A 22,396-nucleotide genomic window follows, 5' to 3' on the forward strand; every position below is an offset into this window, starting at 1 on the left:
TGATATACAATTATCAGCATTCATTGATATAGAATTTTTCATCAGCCATAATAGATGTAAGAAATATGCTATCTCATAAAAAGCAGAACAAGAAGCCTCATTCTGCTTTTAATCCCTTATTTTAAAATTTATTGTTTTATAATTTTCACAACCGCTTCGGAGTTGTTTATTCTTATGACATATACTCCTGCGCTTAAAGACGAAAGGTCTGTCTGATTGTTGATGAACTGTCCGGACCTTACAAGCTGACCCAGAACATTAAAAATCTGAAAATTATATTCTTTATTTTCCGTGGCTCTGATGTAAAGAATATTGGAAAAAGGACTCGGATAGAGAGATATCCTATTGTTGACCACCTTAGATTTCGCATTTTCTTTCATCGATGCAGGTCTATTAGATATAACCGAAAGTCCTGATGCGGGCCCTTCTTCATTACCATTCGCATCATACTTAATTTTTACACATCGGCATCCTGTTCCGAAGTACGGATCATTATTATCATGAAAGACCATTATTCTATTGGTTGTAGAGGCTGCATCCAACAATACATTAATAGATCTTCCAATATAATTTGAATTTAAAGCAGCGGTCCATACTGCCGGATACTGAAAGTTGAGCACATTAAATGTTCCCTGAGCAGTCTGATTGGTTGTTACACTTCTGAATCCTCTTAACCCGGAATCAGGATAATTTCCTACAAGGTATGCCGGATTATTAAAGACATACCCCACTGTAGCATTGACAGAGTTTCTCACCCTTGTTCCTGAATAATCTGTAGCAATACTATATGATGTTGCTATATTTTTATCTTTTTTATACCATGGCGTCTGTCCGAAATCCGCGCCTGAAACCAGCGCTACACTTGTCAGATCGGGAACTCTCCATCCTTCAGGACAAGGATCAAAAGGGGATTTCTTACCTCCTCTTCCCCATCTGTCAGAAGCCAAATTAGGTTCTTGCGCCAACCAATCTGTACCATTGGTATAATTAGGAGTTGTACTGTTGTAAGGAGCAAAAGTACTTGGAATCATATATACCAGAGGGTTCTTTATAGAATAGGATACTATTTTGGAGATTCTGTCTGCCGGTTTATCCGTTACCTGTACATTTGATTTTCCCGCATATGTGTCATAAGGTACAATATAGTTTCCTGTAAGATTATTATAATCCGACTGATTAAGTGTACTGTAAGTCACTGTTCCATTAGCAGCCACTGTTCCCAAAAACACATTATAAAAACTTCTGTTATCCGCATACTGGAATGGAGGAATAGGATCTTTCCTTCCCCATTGATAATGTAATCCTGTAGAAGCACGTATTTTCAACAGCTCATCAGTTGTAGGTGTCTGAGGATTGGCAACATTGGGAAAGGCATCTGTTGCTCCAAGATTACGATCCATGAAAGTGGTCTGCAATACGGCATCAGCTTTATTAACATAGTTCACGTAATTTGCAACAGCTACAGGAGTTTCTGTAGTATAAGTATAAGATCCTAATGGAGAATCCGTAACCCAGATATGCCAGCTCCAATATACCGGTGAAGATATACTCCCATTATGTAATGTTATAACAGCATTTCCGCTTTCATTGGGGCCAATTTCTACAGATATTTTAGAGTTACCAATATCCTGCAATGACGAAGGTGAAGGATTTACCATTGAAACTCTACTGATAAGAGCTGTATTGGTTACCCAGAGAACATTAGCTTTTAAATTATTAAAACTGGAAGGATTTAATATCTCAGCATTATCCAATAATTGACTTTGCACAGAGAATGCTTTACTGATTGGAATGTCAATGGTAGTAACCGTTGGGCTTTTAACAATCTGGTAAGTATTCGGATTATTGAAACCTTCTTTGTATTCTGTAGCTGCAGGCAGATATTCTGTTGGAAAATCATAATCATTAATTGTATATAATGGATCTTTTATACATCTGCAGCCATTGGCATCCGAAGTATACATTCCGGACATAGGAAAGTAGTAATAACGTCCTTTAATATTAGGGTAATTAGCATCCGGAATATCTGGCTGTCCTTTATCTGGAATCATGGAAAGCCCTCTTACAGTAACAGCAGGAGAAGCATCGAACAACCGGGTTAAAGTTGCTGTCCACAATGCAATGTGATGCTGATCACTATATTGTCCTAAATGAGCTCCTCTGATAAGCTGCCCGTTTCCAGGAAAAACTCCCATATTATACCCACCGATGGACGAAAGATCAAAGCCAAGATTAGGATAAATTCTAAATCCCGTCATGAAGGCAGGAACTCCTGCATCAGTAGGCTTTATAATATGATACTTATTGGTTTCAAAAACATTTTTTGCCATATTGGTTTTGACTCCAAAAGGCGAAAAATCTATTCTGATATCATCCACATAAGAGGGAGAAGCCAGATTTGCAACCAACATAGAAGGGATACGCCATCCATTGGGACAAGGATCATAAGGAGATTTATCTCTATAAGGTTTTGTCTTATCATCGGTATTGTAGACGGTTTCAATTTTCCCTTGTGCATTATCAGACCACAGATTGAGTTCTGAAAGCCTGTTATTGGGCAAGGTTGTGGACTTACCAAACCAATTGACGGGAAGATTGAGATTATTGTTGTAGTAAGCCTGACCTGAGTTATCATCTTTATTCACATAAATAAGACTCAAAGGATTTTTTACAGAAAGTCTTATATTATTGGTAACCTCTGCAGCGGAAAGCAAAACAAACTTTCTGAGGTCATCAATACTTACAGCATTGGTCATATTTTTTGCTCCTCTATGCCTCACTCTGCCTATGGATCCTGAAGCTTCATAGAAATCATTTCCTCTGGTTACTAAAGGTGGTATAGGATCTTTTCTTCCCCACTGATAAAGAAGCCCAATACTCTTATTCCAGTCTGATGCTGTGATAGAACTTGTGATGGCTCCAAGATTTCTATCCATCCATTTCCAATCAGAATCCGGGATAACTTCTGTTGTCCCATCCGACTTCATTCTTTTGACATTGTTGAAACTTTTATAGACAACTCCATTGGTAGGATCATCTGTTACCCAGATATGCCAGCTCCAATAAATCTCTCCGTTTACTTTGAGAGCTACCACAGCATTTCCTTTTTTTACCTTATTGACAGGGACTTTTATCTTAGCATCCTGACCGGTTCCTATTATTTCAAGAGTATAATTTACTCCGGATTTTATAAGTCCATGAACATCTTCCCACAAAACATCTGCAGTTACCGTTCCTGCCGGAATACCGCTTCCGTTAAGATATCCGCCTCCTTCCCACATCGCATAAGCTTTTTTTACAGGAACCAACAATCCTTCGCTATTCTGATTGGGATCGAAGATGTAACTGTTGGGTGCTTTTTTCCAGTCGGGAAGAAATAATGGGATCAATTCATTCAGTGGCCTTTTCAATGAGTCCTTACTCTCATTGAGCCATAGATTTCTGTTGATATTACCTTTGGAACTGACTCCAAATAATATCAGGCAGATGACTGCCGCTAATTTTCCAGCTAATCTTTTCATACCTTAGGTTTTAGTGTCATTAGCGGAATGCAATTTTTAAGCCTACTTCAATAAAATGTGATTTATTTTATAAATAACAAGATCATATTTGAATTACATTATTAATAATTCAACATAAAACCCAACAAACAAAACAAAATCTAATGAAATTCTCACACAAAAAAAGACAGCCTTAAGCTGTCTTTATATTTTAGCCATCATTATTCTATGGAAGAATATGATTTTGATAACGATCAATCGAGAATCGTCCGGCTTTGATATTATTAAACATAGAGAAAATAACAAAATTGAAGACTACAAGTGCAATGATAAAGGCGTAAATCATATTTTTAACCCTTCCGGAAACAACATACATCGCATTCGGAATAATGATATATGAGAACCCAATAAACGCTCCTGCAAGTCTGGATGAGAAGATTGGGTTATTTCTAAAAATAAAATAAAGACATATACCAACTACAGCATAGCTTCTATGGTATTCATAGTAGGGATAGAGCTCTTTCATCTTGTTATCAAAAACAAAAAGGAAGAAGGTAAGGATAGCCATCATGACCTCCGGAATCCCAATTCCCCCGTTAAGTCGCTGTACCGTTTCATCCATATACCCGTTAAAACCCTCTACAAGTGTACTGTTAGAGGCCATACCATCTAAGAAACCTCCAAAACTCCTATAGATTTCGAACGGAGATAAAAAGACAGAACCTACAATCATAATCAACATCACCGTTCTATTCAACGGAACGCGAGCCAGCCAATACATCGGCAGGAATAAATAACAAACACTGTGTATGCCCGATCCTATGAATATAAAAAACAGGTAATGCCAGAGTTTTCGTTCTTTAATATACCGTATTGCAAAATAAACGATAAAAGTTCCCAAGTTTTGTCTGATCTGTCCACTTTCCCCAATAAAGAAGTTGGGGATAAACATGAAAAGAGTAAAAGTAAAAGGATAAAAAGTATTATCTTCTGTATATTCTACTTTAAAGATCATTGCAAAAACAGCAATGACGAATGTTACCATATAAAAAGGTGCATCAAAAAAGTTGAGAAGAACTTTATTAATCAAAGTATACAGCCATTCCACATCCAGAGTTTCTGTTCCTTCCATATGGAGCATCTTCATAAAGATACTGTAATAGCTTTTGGTATCAGAGTAAATATAAATTCCTTTGTAACTTCCGTAATCCGGACCTACACTATCTCTAAAACCAACAATTATAATAAAATAAACAGCAAGGAACCAGAACCACTTTTTATCAACCTTCTTTCCATATACTTCCTGAACACTGAAGAACAGCATATAGACGATTGCAATTATATAATATGGATGTAGTAAACTCATGCTAGATCTCTGATGTTTTTTTAAACTGATGATATGACGTGATTATTCCAGTGAGAATTAAAGGCAGGAAAAGCCTTACTTCCCAGAAAAGCCCTACCAAAGTAATCATAAGAAGATAAGGAATGGAAAAGAAAAAATACTTTCCAAAAACACTTCTGTTTTCTTCTTCTGTACAAAGACCATATATAAAATAAATCACAATTAGTGCAAAGACCAATCCTGCAAGATTGAAAGGACTGGAAAAGTTCCTGTTAATATAAAACCCTTCCACAAAAGTAGTTTCATCCTGAACAAGCAGAGCCCTCAATCCCAGATAGGGAATCAGAAAAGCAATAACCAATGGCATAATTTTCCAGATTACCTGATAATTTCCTTTTTTCAATTCATCTATATTGAAAAATACTGCTGCAAAAAAAGCAATATTCAGACAGGCTGTTTCTCTTACCAAAGTAGAGACTCCAATAAGACCAATGAGAATAAAAAAGAAAATATTTTTTTGGGTATCTAAATATTTCAGGGTCAAAAATACACCTGCCAAATAACAGAAGAGTGCAATGGTGTCACAATTTGTAGGTGCATACTGTGTGATCACAATAAAAAATACAGATAAGAGATGAATAATCCTCCTTGCCTTAAGATTCAGAAGAAGTCCTATTGATTTCATCCGGAAAATAGCATTCAAAATCAAAGAACACAAAACAAAGAACACACTGTTCATCAGGAAAAGCCCATGATAAAAAGGGGTTCCGTTTTTTGACAAAAAATCTTTGAAGAAAGAAAGAGGTCCGTTGATCAGAATATACATCAAATCTGTCATCTGTACACTCAGATAATTGGGAATCACTCTGTAAGCATATACCGAGGAAAATAAAAAATCAGGGGTTGTCTCTGATGTTTTCAGTCTTGTATACGAAGATTCAAATCCGTAATAAGACATGGCAAACAACAGAAGCGGAAGTACTATTACAAATAGAAATCCGTTTATTTTTTCATCATTTCTTTTCAACATATCTAAAACAGATTCTTATTTTTTTAATAATAATGGTGGTTTAAAATACATTTTTTCAAAAGGGAACTTTTGCAAAAGTAGAATATTTTTTCATTCTTCCTAGAATATTTTATTGATTTTCAATTAAAACTTATCACTAACTATTTTGAACTAATGCTTAAAAAATTAAATTTGCAGACTTGATTTAAATGCAATGCATCGCTTTTTTATATTTTTATATTATCTGATTTCCAAAAATAAAATCCTATCTGTGTTTACAGCTTTAGGAATTGCCGTCTTATGCATGTTCTTTGCATCAAAGATCAATTTTGAGGAAGATATTAACCAGATCATTCCTAAAAATGAAAAATCTGATCTTACCGCAAAGGTTCTTAAGCAGCTTAATTTTTCGGATAAGATCATTGTTATTATAGAAAATAAATCCAGAGAAGACAGCTTCCAGCTTTCGGAAACAGCAGATACTTTTCTGAAAAAAATTGAGCCTTTACAAAAATACATCGGCTCTGTTCAGGGCAAAGTGAATGATAATGAAATCTCCGAAACCTTTGATTTTGTCAATCAGAATTTACCTTTATTTCTTAATGAGAATGATTATAAGGAAATAGACCGGAAACTTCAGAAAGACAGCATTGCCAAGCAGGTAGAGGATAATTATATATCATTGGTTTCTCCCACAAGCCTTGTCACTAAAGAGTTTATAAAAAAAGATCCTCTGGGGCTTACTTTTTTAGGAATCAAGAAACTTAATGCTTTAAACATCAGTAAAGACTTTAAACTGGAAGACAGTTATATTGTCACCAAAGACGGTCAAAACCTCTTACTTTTCATTGATCCTAAAAACAAAAGTAATGACACGAAGGCTAATGAAGCTTTTGTAGATCAGCTTAATTCCATCAAAGACGGTATCAACAAACAGTTCAAAGGAAAAACAGAGATCAGCTATTTCGGTTCTCCGGTGATTGCTGTAGCCAATGCAAAGCAGATCAAAAAAGATATTCAGAACACAGTAGTCATTTCCATGGCGGTTCTTCTGGTTCTACTGATCTATTATTTCAGGAATGTCTTTACTCCCATCATTGTTTTTTTACCGACAGTATTTTCTGTACTGCTTGCTTTATTGGTTCTTTATTTTATTAAAGATAAGATTTCGGCAATTTCACTAAGTGTGGGAGCTATTCTGATTGGAATTACCATTGATTATGCCCTGCATATTCTTACCCATTATAAGCACAACAATAATATTGAAGAGCTTTACAAAGAAATTACGCAACCTATTATATTGAGTAGTGCAACAACAGCTGTTTCATTCTTATGTCTGGTTTTTGTTCGTTCTGAAGCATTGAAGGATTTAGGACTTTTTGCAGCCATTACCGTGATTCTGTCTTCAATCACTGCATTGATTATTGTTCCTCAGCTTTACAAACCAAAAGAGAAGAGTGAACAGCCCAATACCAATTTTATTGACAAGATCGGATCTTATCCGTACGAGAAAAACAAACCTTTGATTATCGGATGTTCTATTATTATTCTTGCCTGTCTGTTTGGATTCAGGCATGTAGGCTTTAATGAAGACATCGGCGATCTGAATTATATTCCAAAAGAATTAAAAATCAGTGAAGCAAAACTTCAGAAACTTTCTGACATTACTTCAAAATCAATCTATACTATCTCTTATGGTGATTCTAAAGAACAGGCTTTAAGCAGAAATTCTGAACTGAGCAACTTCCTTGAAAAAGAGAAAAAAGAAGGCAAAATTTTAAGCTATAACTCTATAGGAAGCGTTGTGCTTTCAGAAAAAGACCAACAGAAAAAAATTGAGGAATGGAATCGATTCTGGAATGACCAGAAGAAAATTCAGACTATTTCCGAACTGGTCAACAATGGGAATAAATTCGGTTTCAACCGTTCCGCTTTTGATGGCTTCAATGAAGTTTTGCATAAAAATTATTCCGCATTGAGTCTGAAAGATTATCAAAAAGTAAAAGCACTTCAGATATCAGAATTCATGAGCAACGAAAATGGCTTCTACACGGTTTCCAATGTGGTAAAAGTAGATGAAAAAAAACGGGATACTTTCATCAAGGATATTGAGAAGAAGCATGATGCCATTGCCATTGACCGCCAGCAGATGAACGAAAATTTTCTGGGCCTGCTGAAGAGAGATTTTAATACGCTCATCAATTATTCACTTTTAGCTATTGTCCTGACGATTATTGTATTCTTCAGAAATTTTGAATTAACAATTCTCACAATGTTTCCGATTGTTCTAACAGGAGTGGTGACAGCCGGAATTCTTTATTTCTTAGGATTGGAATTAAATATTTTCAGTACCGTAGTTTGTACGCTGGTATTTGGAGTAGGAGATGACTTCAGTATTTTCCTCACGCAGGCGATGCAAAAAGAACATACAACAGGTAAAAATGAATTACCAACGTATAGAACATCCATTATTCTTGCGGTTTTCACCACAATACTTTCCATTGGATCATTAATCTTCGCTAAGCATCCTGCATTACACTCCTTAGCGTTAGTTGCCCTGATCGGAATGTTCTCAGTCATTATTATCACTTCTACTCTATATCCTTTCTGGTTCAGATTATTTATTACCAACAGGGCAAAAAAAGGACTTTCTCCGATTACTTTCAGGTTATTTCTTCGGGCAGTATTCTCCTTTTTATATTATGGTTTAGGCGGATTGGTATTTTCTGCTGTCGGAAGCTTATTTATTAAAAACTCAAAGGGAAGGACATTAGATATTATCAAATTAATTCTTGCTAAGTTTTTAACATCTGTACTTTATATTACTCCTTTTGTAAAGAAAAGAGTGATTAAAAATCTGTCCGAAGATTTCAGAAAACCTGCTGTCATTATTGCCAACCATACATCTTTTCTGGATACACTGGCTATTGCAATGGCTACCCACAAAATTATTTATCTTGTGAATGACTGGGTATACGAGTCTCCTGTTTTTGGAAAACTGGTAAGAGCGTTAGGCTTTTATCCTGTTTCACAGGGAATCGAGAATGGAATGGACAAACTGAAAGAAAAAGTTGAACAAGGATATTCATTGGTTGTTTTCCCTGAAGCAGAGCGTTCTTACACCAATGATGTGAAAAGATTCCATAAAGGAGCATTTTATCTTGCCGAGCAGTTCGGTCTGGATATTCTTCCACTTTACATCCACGGAAACTCTGAAGTATTACCAAAAGGAGACTTCATTATCTATGACGGAAGCATTACGGTAAAAGTGGGCAACAGAATCAGCAAAGACGACATGAGTTTTGGTAAAAACTATTCTGAGAGAACAAAGAAGATCAACGTCTATTTCAGAGAAGAATTTGCCAAACTGCGTGAAGAGATTGAGGATGAGAATTATTTTAAAAAGAAATTATTCCTGAGCTATCTGTATAAAGACAGTGAAGTGGTAAAAGCAGTAAAAGAAGATTTTAATGCCAATAAATCAGTATATTTCGAACTGAACAAGCATATTTCAAATGATGCCAATATTCTTCATTTAGCTGATGATTTTGGACAGAAGGATGTATTATTAACTTTATACCAGGCCAGCCGAAGAGTTTTTTCTCTAATTCAGAATGATGAAAAAAGAGCAACAGCAGCACACAGTTATCTGGTAAAAAGAAGAAAAATACAGTATATAAAAGACTTTTCTGAGGTAAACAAAAAGATTGATGTACTCCTGGTCTCCCATGATCGTTTTTCATGGAATGATATTCAGGAGCTGCCGGAAACGATCATTTTTGTAAATACAAAAAGTGATTCTTTTGAAAGTGATAATTATGCACTAAAATTTAGTTCTGAATCATTAAAAGTATTTAAAACCAAATAATAAATATGAAAAACATATTTTTGTAAACGCTAAAGAAAACTAATGAAGAAAAATATACTTGTCATATATTATTCACAAACCGGACAACTCGAAGATATCGTGAGAAATATAGCCCAACCTTTTGAAGCTAAAAAGGAGGCTTATGATGTTACGTATTACAACATTCAGCTAAAAGAAGATTTTCCTTTTCCCTGGCCAGGCGATGTCTTTTTCAACACTTTTCCTGAATCTTATCTGCAGATTCCAAAAGAAATTCTTCCTCCTTCAGAAGAAATTCTTAAAAAAAAGTACGACCTTATCCTATTCGGGTATCAGGTATGGTATCTCACACCATCCATTCCTATTATTTCTTTCTTAAAGAGTGATTATGCAAAACAAATCCTTAAAGATACTCCTGTGGTTACGATCTCAGGAACCAGAAATATGTGGATGCTTTCCCAGGAAAAATTAAAAGTATACTTAAGAGATTTACAGGCTAAGCTTGTAGGGAATATTGCACTGGTAGACAGGCACGACAATTACACCAGCGTATTGACAATTCTTCGATGGCTCACCACAGGTCAGAAAGAAAAATCAGGAATGCTTCCTGCTGCAGGAGTTTCCGATGAAGAAATCACAGGTTCTGTAAAGTATGGCGAGATTATTGAAAGACATTTTAATAATAATGACCTTAGCAGTTTACAACCAGATCTTGTGAAAAACGGAGCGATTGAAATCCGTGCGTTTTTAGTGCGCGTAGAAAAGGTAGGAAACAAAATTTTTACAGTATGGTCTAACCTGATTATCAAGAAAAAAGAGAAACGTCCATTGCTGATAAAATTCTTTAAGGTATATTTGATGGCAGCGATATGGATTATCTCACCTGTCGTTTTGGTTTTACACCTGCTTACAACCCCTATATTTTGGTTTAAAAGACAAAAACAAAAAAGATATTTACAAGGAATTAATTTAAAATAGAATGTACGACGTATTTATAACAAAAGCATCAAAATACTTACCCAATGAGCCGGTAGCGAATGATGAAATGGAGACTTATCTTGGGCTTATCAATGATGCGCCATCTAAAGCAAAATCACTTATCCTAAGAAATAATAAAATCACGACAAGATACTACGCCTTAGACAAAGAAGGAAACCCTACACACTCTAATGCGCAGCTTACTGCCAAAGCAATTGAAGGACTTTTTGACGAAAATTTCAAAAAGGAAGATATGAAATTACTATCTGTAGGAACTACTTCACCGGATCAGATCCAGCCTTCTCACGCTTCTATGGTACATGGTGAACTGAACATCGGAAAATCTATTGAAATTAATACTTCAACAGGGCTTTGCAACTCAGGAATGAATGCGCTCAACTATGGATTTCTTTCTGTAAAAGCCGGTGTACAGGACAACGCAGTATGTGCAGGTTCTGAAAGAATGTCTGCATGGATGACTGCAGATAAATTCAACCACGAAGCTGAAAATTTAAAATTACTGGAAGAAAGACCTATCATTGCTTTCAAAAGAGAATTCCTGAGATGGATGCTTTCTGATGGAGCCGGAGCTTTCCTTTTGGAAAATAAACCGAGAGAAAACAGTACTTCCTTAAAAGTAGAATTCATTGATTTCTATTCTTATGCCCACGAAATTGAGGCATGTATGTATGCAGGATGTGACAAGCTGGAAGACGGAACCCTGAAATCATGGGCAGACTATCCTTCTGACGAATGGTTGAAGCAATCTATTTTTGCCATCAAACAGGATACTAAAATCCTTGATAAATACATCCTTGTTAAAGGAGCTGAAAGTCTAAGATCATCTTTTGACAAACATAATCTGGATCCGGAAAAAATTGACCACGTATTGGCTCATATCTCTTCAGGATACTTTAAAGATGGACTGAAAGAAGAATTTGCTAAAAAAGGAATGGACTTCCCTGCAGAAAAATGGTTCTACAACCTTTCTGAAGTTGGAAACATCGGTGCAGGATCTATATTTATCGCCCTTGAAGAGCTGATGAACTCCGGAACATTGAAAAAAGGAGAAAAAGTACTTCTTTGCGTTCCTGAAAGTGGAAGATTCGCTTACTCATGTGCTCTATTAACCGTTTGCTAATGGAACACAGACTGCCAACATCCGATAAAGATTTTGTAGAAAATCTTATCCCGCAAAGGTTTCCTTTTGTGATGGTGCATGAATTGTCAGAATATTCTGAGAATCATCTTCTGTCTGGCTTTGAAATAAAAGAAGATAACCTTTTCATCCAGGACGGATTATTTCAGGCTTCCGGTTTGATTGAGCACCAGGCACAAAGCGTTGCTCTGCATACAGGATACAAATATTATCTGCTGGGGAAAGATGCACCTACAGGATATATTGGAGCTATCAAGTCTTTTGAAGCCGAAATACTACCTAAAGTAGGAGATCAGCTGAAATCTGAGGTAACCATTCTGAATGAAGTAATGGGAGTAACCCTCGTGGATATCGTTACCAAACTGAACGGTGAAGTGATTGCAAAATCTCAAATGAAAACCGCTGTAAAATAAACTGGAAATGGAAATAAAGGAAGAGAATATCATCAATATACACAACTTTTTACCGCATCGTGAACCGATGTTGATGGCAGACTACATTCTGGAGCTGACCAAAGAAAAAGTAGTAACTTCCTTTGAAATCAAAGAAGATAATATATTCGTTCACAACAATGAATTCGCAGAGGCCGGTTTAATCGAAAATCTGGCTCAAACCTGTTCATCTATTCTGGGACAAAGCTTCTTTGAAAATCCTGAAGCCGATACTAAAGTGATCGGGTTCATTACCAATATCAAGAAGATTGAGATTTTTGCTCTTCCAAAAGTGAATGACAAAATTATTTCCAAAGCTTCACTTATTTCACAGTTTGAGAATATCTGCCACATTTTCTGTGAAACATTTAATAATGATGAATTATTGATCAGAGCGGAGATCAACCTGTTTATTCAGGAAGTAAAGTCGTAAAGATCAATTCAACATAGAATATAAAAAGCTGTGCATTTTGTACAGCTTTTTTCATTCTAAAGAGTAACCTTAAATGGATTTGTGAATATTTGTGAAATTCATTTGTGATCTTTGTGTTTAAAATAAAAAGTTTTGGCTAAAGCCATTTGAGATCCTCCGTGAACTGACGTTCGTAACCTTTCAGGTTATGCTCAGAATCATAACCCACTCCTATTGAACTAATTATAAAAACCTTACATAAAAACGTCCGTTTTTTGTTTATTTAGACATTCATCACAAACTTCCAAAACAACTGATAAACAATATATTACAGACTTAAAAACCTCATCAGTAGATGAATTATTTCACGTGAAACATTTTATAAATCCGTGAAACTCTGATGGTCAGGAAGAAAGAGTTTTAAACAACAAAAAAAGCAGAACATTTCTGTCCTGCTTTTATCATTATTTTAAACAAAAGGATTAGTATCCGAAGATCTCTTCCAGAGATACTTCCTGGAATTCTCCCATTTTGTTGATAGATTCCATATTCAGGTTTTCTTTCTTACCAATGATGGCTGTATTGTATTTTACAGGTTTTACTTCAGTGTTATAGAATCCTGTAAGCTGTGGTAATGTCAGCCCTTGAATCTCAGCGTAAATATCTTTTCTGATATCATAGTCAACCCCTAATTTTTTCAATGCTAACTGATTGAAGAAAATATTTGTTCTGTTGATTCTGTTAGAAGCAATCTGTTTTAAGGCAGAACCTCTTGCATTCTCGAACTGGGCAGGGATTTGTGGTAAAGATACCATTAATTCATTCATTGCATTTACAGCTAAAGGAAGCTTGTTGGACTGTGTTCCGATGTAGTTCGTCACATAGTTTGCTTTCCCCTTTTCTGAAGCATTTCCATAAGAAACATAGGCTGTGTAAGCCAATGACTTACTTTCTCTGATCTCCTGGAAAACGATAGAAGACAATCCTCTTCCGAAGTATTCATTGAAAACATTTGCTTTCCCGAAGTTACCAAGGTTTACGGTGCTGGCTTTTGCTACTTTTGACATTTCCATCTGTACCATGTCATAATTTGTGAAGTATACCTTTCCTTCAGTAGCCGGTTCAGCATACTCTTTTGCCTGTGCTGGCTGAAGGCTTGTATTGATGATAAATGGCTTCACCGCTTTTTCCAAACCTGCCTGATCCTGTCCGTAAAGAAGCACCTGATAAGGATACTGGTTCAGCGTTTTCACTTTCTTCATTAGTTCTGCGGCATCAATGCTCTCAAGACGTTCTTTCGAAACGACGTCTGTCATTCTTGAGTTTTTACCATATTTAGCATAGTTTGAAAGTGCTGCCATAATTCTCACTTTGTCTTTCTTGGCTGTAGCTCTTGATTCCAAGATTGTTTTTACCGTTTGAGCATAAACCGCTTTATCAGCTTTTACATTCGTCATCCAGTGGTTCATCAGCTCTGCAGCTTTCTTCATATTACTTTCAAGACCACTCAGTGTAATGATCATTTGATCGTTGGAAGTTCTCAGGCTATAGCTTACTCCCAGTTTAAAAAATTCTTCTTTCAGCTGCTCCGGAGTATACTTATCCGTTCCAAGATATTCAAAAAGAGTTCCTGCAACAGCGAGTTCCTTGTCATTATCTGTTCCGAAAGGGAAAACATAACTGATCTGAGCCACCTCATTATATTTGTTCTTCACAAAGCTTACCGTCTTATCTTTGATCTTTGAAGTCTGAATTGCTGTTTTAAAATCAATAAATTCAGGCTTACTTTCCGGCACTTTTGTATTCAGAATATCTTTAAGGAAAGGAGACTGGGCTTCTCTGTTCAGTTTAATCGGGGTAATTCCAGGGTTCTGTACACGTACTAGCTTATCATTCACTCCTTTTTCTTTATAAATAACAACATAATTATCTTTAAAGAAATCGTTGGCAAACTTCACTACGTCAGCTTTTGTGATCTTATCATACTGATTGATCTCATCAAGCTCCTGTTCCCATGTTCTTACATTGATATAAGAATCATACAACTCAGTAGCTAATCCGTCAGCTGTTTCCCAGCTCTTCATACGCTGAACTTTTTTATCATTTACGATAGCTTTCAGTATCCAGTCCGGGAACTGTCCTTTTTTCACAAGATCCAGCTGATCCATCAGCAGTTTTTTAGCTTCATCAAAGCTTTGTCCTTCTTTAGGAGTTACTACCAGTCCGAAGGTTCCGTACATTTTGTAAGGTGATTCATACGCTCCTGCTCCAAGCGTTTTTTGCTTCTGGTTGATATTAAGGTCAATTAATCCGGCATCTCCTCTGTTGCTTAAGATTTCAGATACTACGTCTGCAAGTCTTGCTTCCTGAGTTCCATAAGAATCTGTTCTCCATGCAATGGTCATTCTTGGCGTTGTAGGACTTTTTACGGTTCTGGTAACAATGCTGGTCATTGGTTCTTCCGTAACCATCTTTTTCATCGGAAGCTCTTTGTATTTGAACGCTCCGAAATACTGGTCAACTAATTTTATAGTTTTGTCATAATCCAGATCTCCAACCAATACTACGGCCATGTTATTAGGCACATAATAGGTGTCAAAATACTTGTGGATCGCTTCCATAGAAGGGCTCTTCAAATGTTCTGAAGTTCCGATTGTTGTCTGCTGCCCGTTCGGGTGTTTTGGGAAAAGAGCCTGCATCAATGAATAGAATACAAGACGGCTGTCATTATCCTGTGCTCTGTTATACTCCTCATATACCGCTTCAAGCTCAGTGTGAAAAAGACGTAGCACCAGTTCTGAAAAACGTTCTTTCTCTACTCTTAGCCATTTTTCCAATTCGTTGGAAGGAATATTGTTTTTATAAACCGTTTCATCCAGGGATGTATGAGCATTCGTTCCTGTAGCTCCTAATGAAGAAATTGCTTTATCATATTCGTTAGCGATAGCATATTTGGAGGCTTCCTGAGAAACTTCGTCAATCTTTTTATAAAGTTCTTTCTTTTTTTCAGGATCTTTTTCTGCTTTATGCTGCTCATAAAGATCAGAGATCTGCTGTAGCAAAACTTTTTCTTTTGCCCAGTCCTGAGTTCCCAGATGCGAAGTTCCTTTGAAAACCATATGTTCCAGGTAGTGAGCTAATCCGGTGTTATCACTCGGGTCATTATTTGATCCTGTTCTTACCGGAATGTAAGTCTGGATTCTCGGAGCATCATCATTTTTTGCCAGATAAACCTTCAAACCGTTTTTCAGTGTATAGACACGCACTCCGGCCTGGTCATTCTTTACCGTTTCATAAGAATACCCTTGAGCATCAGTCTGCTTTTGAGTCTCAAATTTTTGTGCCATTGCGCTGATCATACAGAAAAGCGAAACCGAAATAAAAATCTTTTTCATAGTAGTTATTTAATATTATTTTTCAATCCAAATTTCCACCCATTAGTCTTATTTATATAAACACTTGTTACAAAAGAACTGTTACAAGCAGAAACAATAAGCTTAAAGGATTCTTTTAAGATTCTTTTATAGAAGATTAGTTAAAAGGAACCTTCCCAACAGGGAAAAATAAAAAATGGTTTATATTACAATTTTGGAAGTTTATTGATGATACCGTCTCTATTTCACTGTAATAACTCCCTCAGATTTAATATGATTTACATATAATGTATTTTCACTATTTTAGCCACCTGATTAAAAGAATCAGAAACAGGTGAACCCTATTTCACCTGAAATCTAAAAAAATGAACATTATTTAGATGAAAAAACAAGACCTGCCTCAAGACGAAAGTAACCTGAAATCCGCCAACATGACTGAAGTTCTGTATGTGACGGATGAGAACGACAACTACACGACAGCAAACAGTACAGGCTGGGACGTCAAGAAAGCTGCTCTGGACGAATCTATGGAACTTATTTACGAGAGAATTGAGGAAGCGAAGCAAAATGTAGCCAACAATATAGCAAGCCCTATTGCTTATTATATGGAACTGAACAAAATGGATCTGGGAGTCCTTGCTTCTTATGTAGGAATGTGGCAATGGAGGGTGAAAAGACATTTTAAACCCAAAGTATTTAAAACACTAAGCGAAAATGCATTGAAAAAATATGCCGATGCATTCGGTATTTCAGTGGATGAATTAAAAAACTTCAACGGAAAATAAATGAAATGGGCAAGAAACAATGCTCGTTTCATTTGACCAATGAAAAGATACAATCAGCAAATGAAATTAAACTTTGAACACCATCAGACTGCGCATTGCGAAAACGGTGTTGCTTCTAATCTACTGCTTAATAAAGGACTTAAACTAAGCGAACCCATGATCTTCGGGATCGGTTCCGGACTGTTTTTTGTCTACCTTCCTTTTTTAAAGGTGAATTTTGCTCCGGGCTTCAGCTATCGTCCGATGCCGGGTGCTATTTTCAGTAAAGCAGCCAAAAGATTAGGAATTAAAATCAAAAGAGAAAAATTCTCAAATCCGCAGGATGCCCAAAAAGCTCTTGAAAGAAATCTGGAACAAAATATTCCTACAGGACTTCAAGTGGGCGTTTTCAACCTTACCTATTTCCCCGAAGAATACAAATTCCACTTCAATGCCCACAACCTTGTGGTGTACGGAAAAGAAGACGGAAAATTCCTGATCAGTGATCCGGTAATGGATTATACCACTTCCCTTTCCGAAGCAGAACTGGAAAAAGTAAGATATGCCAAAGGAGCACTTCCTCCTAAAGGGCATATGTACTACCCTGTTTATGTCCCGGAAAATGTAAATCTTGAAGAAGCCATTAAAAAAGGGATCAAGGATACCTGTAAAAATATGCTGGCACCCGTACCCCTTATTGGCGTAAAAGCTATGAGATGGGTAGCAAAGAGCATCCCGAAATGGGCAGAAAAGAAAGGGACAAAAGTGACCAACCATTATTTGGGACAATTGATCAGGATGCAGGAAGAAATTGGAACCGGAGGCGGAGGCTTCAGATTTATCTATGGTGCATTTCTTCAGGAAGCAGCAGTTATTCTTAAAAACGATGAGCTTAAAGAATTATCAAAAGAAATTACGTCTATTGGTGACCTTTGGAGAGACTTTGCCGTGGATATTGCCCGTGTTTATAAAAACAGAAACTCAAAAAGCAATATCTATAACGAACTTTCAAAAACGATGCTGCACATTGCAGATCTGGAAGAAGCTTTCTATAAAAAACTAAGAAAAGCGATCTGATATGGCAGAAAATATGATTGAGATCAAAAACTTATACAAGAAATACAAAAATTCTGATGAGTTTTCTGTAAATGATATTTCTTTGAGCATCAGCAAAAATGAAATCTATGGAATTCTTGGTCCCAACGGAGCTGGGAAAACTACATTGATTTCCATGCTTTCAGGATTGATAAAACCTACTTCCGGACAATTTACCATCAATGATTTGTCTCCACAGAAGGATGGTTTTAAAATCAGACAGATTATCGGAATTGTTCCTCAGGAATATGCTTTATACCCAACGCTTACTGCAAAAGAAAACCTGATGTTTTTTGGAAGCCTGTATGGTTTAAAGCATAATGAGCTTAAAAAAGCAATTGATGAATCTCTGGAAATCATGGGACTTTCAAAATTTGCTAACAAGCAGGTAGGACAGTTTTCAGGAGGGATGAAACGCCGCTGCAACCTCATCGCCGGCACTCTTCACAATCCTAAAGTTCTCTTTCTGGATGAACCGACAGTAGGTGTGGATGTTCAGTCCAAAAAAGCAATTATTGACTATCTTTTAGATTTAAACAAACAGGGAACCTGCATTATTTATACTTCCCATCACCTTTCGGAAGCAGAAGAGTTCTGTACAAAAATTGCCATCATCGATCATGGAAAAATTCATGCGGTAGGAACACCGGAAGAACTTGTTTCACAGATTGCCAATGCCGAAAACCTGGAAGACGTTTTCATTTCATTAACCGGAAAAGAATTAAGAGATGTTGTTGTATAAACTGTGGAGAAGTTTCATTAAGGAAATTCTTCTGTTGAAAAGAGATATCGGAGGAATTGTCATCATCTTTGTGATGCCTTTGCTTTTGATTGTAACCATTACCCTTATTCAGGATTCTACCTTTAAAAACCTTGAAGGTTCAAAGATTCCTATTATTTTTATTGATCAGGATAAATCTGAAGTATCAAAAAATATAAAAGCAGAACTGGAAAACAGCAAAACATTCCAATTGCTGACTAACTTCAATGAAAAATCGGCTCAGGATGCAGTTTTTTCAGGAGATTATCAGATGGCGATTGTCATTCCGGAAAATTTAACGAAAGATTTAAATTCCAATATTGATTCTAAAGTTCAGACCATTGTAAGTTCTTTCGGACTGGAAGGAGATTCTGCAAAAGTAAAAACAGCTGCGCCCAAAGCCAAAGAAATTCATTTATACTTCGACCCTGCTACCAATGCCGGATTCAAGAACTCTGTGATGAATTCTGTGAATAAAATGGTTTTTGAAATTGAAAATAAAAAGATCTACAAAGCATTTCAGGATCAGCTGGGAACTACGGAAAATCTTGACGAAAATAAAAATCTGATCAGCTTTAAAGAAATTACTCCCAAGAAAGGAGAAATGGACGTGATGCCGAATTCCGTTCAGCATAATGTTCCTGCATGGACACTTTTTGCCATCTTCTTTATTGTAGTCCCTTTATCCATCAACCTGGTAAAAGAAAAAAGCCAGGGCACAAGTGTAAGAGCACGAATAAGCCCTACGCCTTATTTTGTACATATTTTAGGAAAAACATTTACGTATCTTATCATCTGTCTTATTCAGTTTTTACTGATGGTTGCAGTAGGAATTTACCTTTTCCCCTATATGGACCTTCCAGCTTTTGATGTATCCGGAAAAATGTTCCAGCTTGTGACAGTAACACTGTTTGCAGGATTGGCAGCTATTGGATTTGGAGTTTTATTAGGAACTATTGCTGATACACAGGAACAGTCTGCACCATTCGGAGCAACCTCTGTGGTTGTTTTGGCGGCTATTGGAGGAATCTGGGTTCCTGTATTTTTAATGCCGGAATTCATGCAGACCGTAGCCAAATTCTCTCCTATGAACTGGGGACTGAATGCCTATTATGATATTATTTTAAGAAACAGCGGAATTGGCGGAATTGCCAAAGAACTGGTTTTCCTTTTCTTATTCTATATTGCCACTGTAGCTATTTCTATTTTTTACGAAAAAAAACAAAATGCAGTCTAAAGAAAATATATTAACCTGTACTGAAGAAGTAAGAGTACGATTCAATGAAACAGACCCGCTGGGAATTGTCTGGCATGGACATTATATCGTGTATTTTGAAGACGGAAGAGAAGCTTTCGGTCGTCTGCACGGTCTTACCTATCTGGATATTCAGAATGCAGGATATGTAACGCCTATCGTAAAAAGTACCTGCGAACATTTTCTTCCTTTAAAATATGGAGAAACATTCAGAATTGTAACGACTTTTATCAATTCTGTTTCTGCCAAACTTATTTACAGATATGAACTTTTCAATCAGGAAGACCAATTGGTATGTAGCGGTGAAACAATTCAGGTATTTCTTGATAGTAATGGAGGCTTATGCCTGTACAATCCGGAGTTTTTTCAAAACTGGAAAGATAAAATGGGATTATCATGAGTAAGGAAATTTATATCACAGACTACAATTGTGTAACTCCTTTAGGTTTCAATGTTGATTCCAACTGGAAAGCACTTTGTGAAGGACAATCGGGAGTTGCTTTACATAAAATCATAAACAGTCAGGATGCTTTTTATGCTTCTATGATTGATTCTGGCAAACTGAATGAAGAATTCAACAGATTCTTCGACTCCGCTCAGAATGACAATTATAATTTTACAAGACTGGAGAAGATGCTTCTTTTAAGCTTACAGACTCTTGTTAAAAGACATACCGTTTCGGAAAACACGGCTTTTATCCTTTCCACTACAAAAGGGAATATCAGTCTGTTAAAAAACCAGTCCGAATTACCGAAAGGTGTTTATTTATCAAAATTAGCAGAAAAAATTGCTGATTTTTTTGGATTTAAAACGAAACCGATCATCGTTTCCAATGCCTGCGTTTCAGGAGTAATGGCAATTTCTGTTGCTAAAAATATGATTCAGGCAGGAAAGTATAAAAATGCTTTTGTGATTGCAGGAGACGAGCTTTCTGAATTTGTTATTTCAGGATTCAACTCATTTCAGGCAATAGGGTCGGGACCTTGCAAACCTTATGATAAAACCAGAGATGGAATCAATATCGGTGAAGCAGTAGCAGCAGTTTATATTACTTCAGTGCCAACTGGAAACGAAAAATTCAAATTTAAAGTACTGGGAGATTCTGCCGTCAATGATGCCAATCATATTTCCGGTCCTTCAAGAACGGGTGACGGTTTATATGCCAGTATCAAAAATGCTATGGCTGAAGCCAATGTTTCTCCGGAACAAATCGATTTTATTTCTGCCCACGGAACGGCTACTTTATATAACGACGAAATGGAAGCCATTGCCTTCAACAGAATGGATCTTCAGAATATTCCGCTCAACAGTATGAAAGGATATTACGGACATTGCCTGGGTGCATCCGGACTTTTGGAAAGTATTATTTCTATGGAAGGAGCTCTTCACAGTACTTTGATTCCTTCAAAGAATTTTAAAGAAATGGGAGTAACTCAACCTTTAAATATCATCAAAGAAAATCAAACTTCGGAAATACAATATATTCTAAAGACCGCTTCTGGGTTTGGAGGATGTAATGCAGCTATTGTATTGGAAAAATGTTAAATTGAAAGTGATGAAGAAAACGAACACCTGTACCATAGAACATTCAAAAATAACCTTTGATGGAAATCTTATTTTTGAAAGCCAAAGCAAAACCTTTCAGGAATTTGCCAAAGAAGCTTATAAAAATTTAGAACTCAGCTATCCAAAGTTTCATAAAATGGATAACCTGAGTAAACTGGCTTTTCTTTCCGCCGAAACCATTTTGAAAGACGAGGATCACAGCAAAACAGCTATTGTTTTTGCCAATAGATCTTCCAGTCTGGACACAGATTTCAAATATCAGGAAAGTATCAACGATCAGGATAACTTTTATCCAAGTCCTGCCGTTTTTGTCTATACTTTACCCAATATCTGTGTAGGAGAAATCAGCATTAAACACAAAATGCAGACAGAAAATGCTTTTTTCGTTCTGGATGATTTTGATGAAGAATTTTTGAATGACTATTCTGAGCAGATTCTTCTATCAGGAAAAGCCGACAAAGTATTGTGTGGCTGGGTGGAATTGTATCAGGAAAATTATAAAGCTTTTGTATATTTGCTAACCTTATAAAAATGTAACAATATAACAGTGCAATGATGTAATGATCTTTATGATATGCCGAAGCACTGATAAACCAACTTAATTATGGAAAACTTAAAAACAGAATTGAAACACAAAATTATTGAAGTTCTTAATCTTGAAGACGTATCTGTAGAAGAAATCAAAGATACTGATCCATTGTTCGGAGGTGGATTAGGATTAGATTCTATCGACGCTTTGGAACTGATCGTTCTTCTTGATAAAGACTATGGAATAAAATTAGCAGATCCTAAAAAAGGAAAAGAGATTTTCCAATCTATCGATACGATGGCAAAATTCATCGAGGACAACAGAACAAAATAAATACAACAATATAACTGTGTAGCCATGTGATAATTGCTG

General features: G+C 36.3%; 17 protein-coding genes. 13 read left to right on the forward strand and 4 right to left on the reverse strand.

Going from position 1 to position 22,396, the window contains the following annotated elements:
- Positions 1–128 precede the first annotated feature (128 nt).
- The 3 genes from BUE84_RS21400 to BUE84_RS21410 form a co-directional block, all read right to left on the reverse strand.
- Complete coding sequence (locus BUE84_RS21400; RefSeq protein ID WP_079243418.1) at positions 129–3,521, reverse strand: T9SS type A sorting domain-containing protein; 3,393 nt, start codon at positions 3,519–3,521, stop codon at positions 129–131.
- A gap of 205 nt (positions 3,522–3,726) precedes the next feature.
- A complete protein-coding gene (locus tag BUE84_RS21405) occupies positions 3,727–4,866 on the reverse strand; it encodes an EpsG family protein (RefSeq protein WP_238594306.1) in 1,140 nt (379 codons plus the stop codon).
- Position 4,867: 1 nt separating this feature from the next.
- Positions 4,868–5,875 carry a hypothetical protein gene (locus tag BUE84_RS21410; protein WP_079243420.1) on the reverse strand — a complete coding sequence of 336 codons (1,008 nt, stop codon included), beginning with the start codon at positions 5,873–5,875 and terminating at the stop codon, positions 4,868–4,870.
- 250 nt (positions 5,876–6,125) lie between these two features.
- On the opposite strand from BUE84_RS21410, the gene BUE84_RS21415 reads away from it, so the two are divergent.
- The 5 genes from BUE84_RS21415 to BUE84_RS21435 are packed head-to-tail and all read left to right on the forward strand — an operon-like array spanning position 6,126 to position 12,702.
- Positions 6,126–9,722: an MMPL family transporter gene (locus BUE84_RS21415; protein WP_238594307.1), complete on the forward strand. Its 3,597-nt coding sequence runs from the start codon at positions 6,126–6,128 to the stop codon at positions 9,720–9,722.
- A 42-nt stretch (positions 9,723–9,764) separates the two neighbouring features.
- Positions 9,765–10,679: a hypothetical protein gene (locus tag BUE84_RS21420; RefSeq protein ID WP_079243422.1), complete on the forward strand. Its 915-nt coding sequence runs from the start codon at positions 9,765–9,767 to the stop codon at positions 10,677–10,679.
- Between the two features lies 1 nt (position 10,680).
- Complete coding sequence (locus tag BUE84_RS21425; RefSeq protein WP_079243423.1) at positions 10,681–11,820, forward strand: beta-ketoacyl-ACP synthase III; 1,140 nt, start codon at positions 10,681–10,683, stop codon at positions 11,818–11,820.
- A complete protein-coding gene (locus BUE84_RS21430; protein ID WP_079243424.1) occupies positions 11,820–12,251 on the forward strand; it encodes a hypothetical protein in 432 nt (143 codons plus the stop codon). Before BUE84_RS21425 ends, BUE84_RS21430 begins: the two co-directional genes overlap by 1 nt.
- 7 nt (positions 12,252–12,258) lie before the next feature.
- Positions 12,259–12,702: an ABC transporter permease gene (locus BUE84_RS21435; RefSeq protein WP_079243425.1), complete on the forward strand. Its 444-nt coding sequence runs from the start codon at positions 12,259–12,261 to the stop codon at positions 12,700–12,702.
- Positions 12,703–13,163: 461 nt separating this feature from the next.
- Here BUE84_RS21435 and BUE84_RS21440 read toward each other — a convergent pair whose 3' ends face one another.
- Positions 13,164–16,076 carry a M16 family metallopeptidase gene (locus BUE84_RS21440; RefSeq protein ID WP_079243426.1) on the reverse strand — a complete coding sequence of 971 codons (2,913 nt, stop codon included), beginning with the start codon at positions 16,074–16,076 and terminating at the stop codon, positions 13,164–13,166.
- 359 nt (positions 16,077–16,435) lie between these two features.
- Here BUE84_RS21440 and BUE84_RS21445 point away from each other — a divergent pair, with 359 nt between their 5' ends.
- From BUE84_RS21445 to BUE84_RS21480, 8 genes are all read left to right on the forward strand, one after another.
- Entirely contained in the window at positions 16,436–16,840 is a 405-nt protein-coding gene (locus BUE84_RS21445) for a hypothetical protein (RefSeq protein WP_079243427.1), read from the forward strand.
- Positions 16,841–16,900: 60 nt separating this feature from the next.
- The gene (locus tag BUE84_RS21450; RefSeq protein WP_079244002.1) at positions 16,901–17,896 is read left to right on the forward strand and encodes a BtrH N-terminal domain-containing protein; all 996 of its coding nucleotides are present in this window, start codon (positions 16,901–16,903) and stop codon (positions 17,894–17,896) included.
- 1 nt (position 17,897) lies between these two features.
- Entirely contained in the window at positions 17,898–18,656 is a 759-nt protein-coding gene (locus tag BUE84_RS21455; RefSeq protein ID WP_079243428.1) for an ABC transporter ATP-binding protein, read from the forward strand.
- Complete coding sequence (locus BUE84_RS21460) at positions 18,643–19,911, forward strand: ABC transporter permease (protein WP_079243429.1); 1,269 nt, start codon at positions 18,643–18,645, stop codon at positions 19,909–19,911. The genes BUE84_RS21455 and BUE84_RS21460 overlap by 14 nt, the downstream gene beginning before the upstream one ends.
- Positions 19,901–20,329, forward strand: coding sequence for an acyl-CoA thioesterase (locus tag BUE84_RS21465; RefSeq protein ID WP_079243430.1), 429 nt, complete (start codon positions 19,901–19,903; stop codon positions 20,327–20,329). Before BUE84_RS21460 ends, BUE84_RS21465 begins: the two co-directional genes overlap by 11 nt.
- Positions 20,326–21,474: a beta-ketoacyl synthase N-terminal-like domain-containing protein gene (locus BUE84_RS21470; protein ID WP_079243431.1), complete on the forward strand. Its 1,149-nt coding sequence runs from the start codon at positions 20,326–20,328 to the stop codon at positions 21,472–21,474. Before BUE84_RS21465 ends, BUE84_RS21470 begins: the two co-directional genes overlap by 4 nt.
- 10 nt (positions 21,475–21,484) lie before the next feature.
- A complete protein-coding gene (locus tag BUE84_RS21475; protein WP_079244003.1) occupies positions 21,485–22,024 on the forward strand; it encodes a 3-oxoacyl-ACP synthase in 540 nt (179 codons plus the stop codon).
- A 75-nt stretch (positions 22,025–22,099) separates the two neighbouring features.
- The gene (locus BUE84_RS21480; protein WP_034692439.1) at positions 22,100–22,357 is read left to right on the forward strand and encodes a phosphopantetheine-binding protein; all 258 of its coding nucleotides are present in this window, start codon (positions 22,100–22,102) and stop codon (positions 22,355–22,357) included.
- Positions 22,358–22,396: the final 39 nt, after the last annotated feature.

This window comes from Chryseobacterium indologenes (genome assembly GCF_002025665.1).
GTDB classification, from domain to species: Bacteria; Bacteroidota; Bacteroidia; order Flavobacteriales; family Weeksellaceae; genus Chryseobacterium; species Chryseobacterium metallicongregator.

Excerpts from the sequence above, each read along its gene's own strand:
- BUE84_RS21450 (WP_079244002.1), top strand. The coding sequence starts at position 16,901 with ATGAAATTAAACTTTGAACACCATCAGACTGCGCATTGCGAAAACGGT.
- BUE84_RS21430 (WP_079243424.1), top strand. The coding sequence starts at position 11,820 with ATGGAACACAGACTGCCAACATCCGATAAAGATTTTGTAGAAAATCTT.
- BUE84_RS21420 (WP_079243422.1), top strand. The coding sequence starts at position 9,765 with ATGAAGAAAAATATACTTGTCATATATTATTCACAAACCGGACAACTC.
- BUE84_RS21480 (WP_034692439.1), top strand. The coding sequence starts at position 22,100 with ATGGAAAACTTAAAAACAGAATTGAAACACAAAATTATTGAAGTTCTT.
- BUE84_RS21405 (WP_238594306.1), bottom strand. The coding sequence starts at position 4,866 with ATGAGTTTACTACATCCATATTATATAATTGCAATCGTCTATATGCTG.
- BUE84_RS21440 (WP_079243426.1), bottom strand. The coding sequence starts at position 16,076 with ATGAAAAAGATTTTTATTTCGGTTTCGCTTTTCTGTATGATCAGCGCA.
- BUE84_RS21425 (WP_079243423.1), top strand. The coding sequence starts at position 10,681 with ATGTACGACGTATTTATAACAAAAGCATCAAAATACTTACCCAATGAG.
- BUE84_RS21400 (WP_079243418.1), bottom strand. The coding sequence starts at position 3,521 with ATGAAAAGATTAGCTGGAAAATTAGCGGCAGTCATCTGCCTGATATTA.
- BUE84_RS21435 (WP_079243425.1), top strand. The coding sequence starts at position 12,259 with ATGGAAATAAAGGAAGAGAATATCATCAATATACACAACTTTTTACCG.
- BUE84_RS21460 (WP_079243429.1), top strand. The coding sequence starts at position 18,643 with ATGTTGTTGTATAAACTGTGGAGAAGTTTCATTAAGGAAATTCTTCTG.
- BUE84_RS21410 (WP_079243420.1), bottom strand. The coding sequence starts at position 5,875 with ATGTTGAAAAGAAATGATGAAAAAATAAACGGATTTCTATTTGTAATA.
- BUE84_RS21475 (WP_079244003.1), top strand. The coding sequence starts at position 21,485 with ATGAAGAAAACGAACACCTGTACCATAGAACATTCAAAAATAACCTTT.
- BUE84_RS21445 (WP_079243427.1), top strand. The coding sequence starts at position 16,436 with ATGAAAAAACAAGACCTGCCTCAAGACGAAAGTAACCTGAAATCCGCC.
- BUE84_RS21465 (WP_079243430.1), top strand. The coding sequence starts at position 19,901 with ATGCAGTCTAAAGAAAATATATTAACCTGTACTGAAGAAGTAAGAGTA.
- BUE84_RS21455 (WP_079243428.1), top strand. The coding sequence starts at position 17,898 with ATGGCAGAAAATATGATTGAGATCAAAAACTTATACAAGAAATACAAA.
- BUE84_RS21470 (WP_079243431.1), top strand. The coding sequence starts at position 20,326 with ATGAGTAAGGAAATTTATATCACAGACTACAATTGTGTAACTCCTTTA.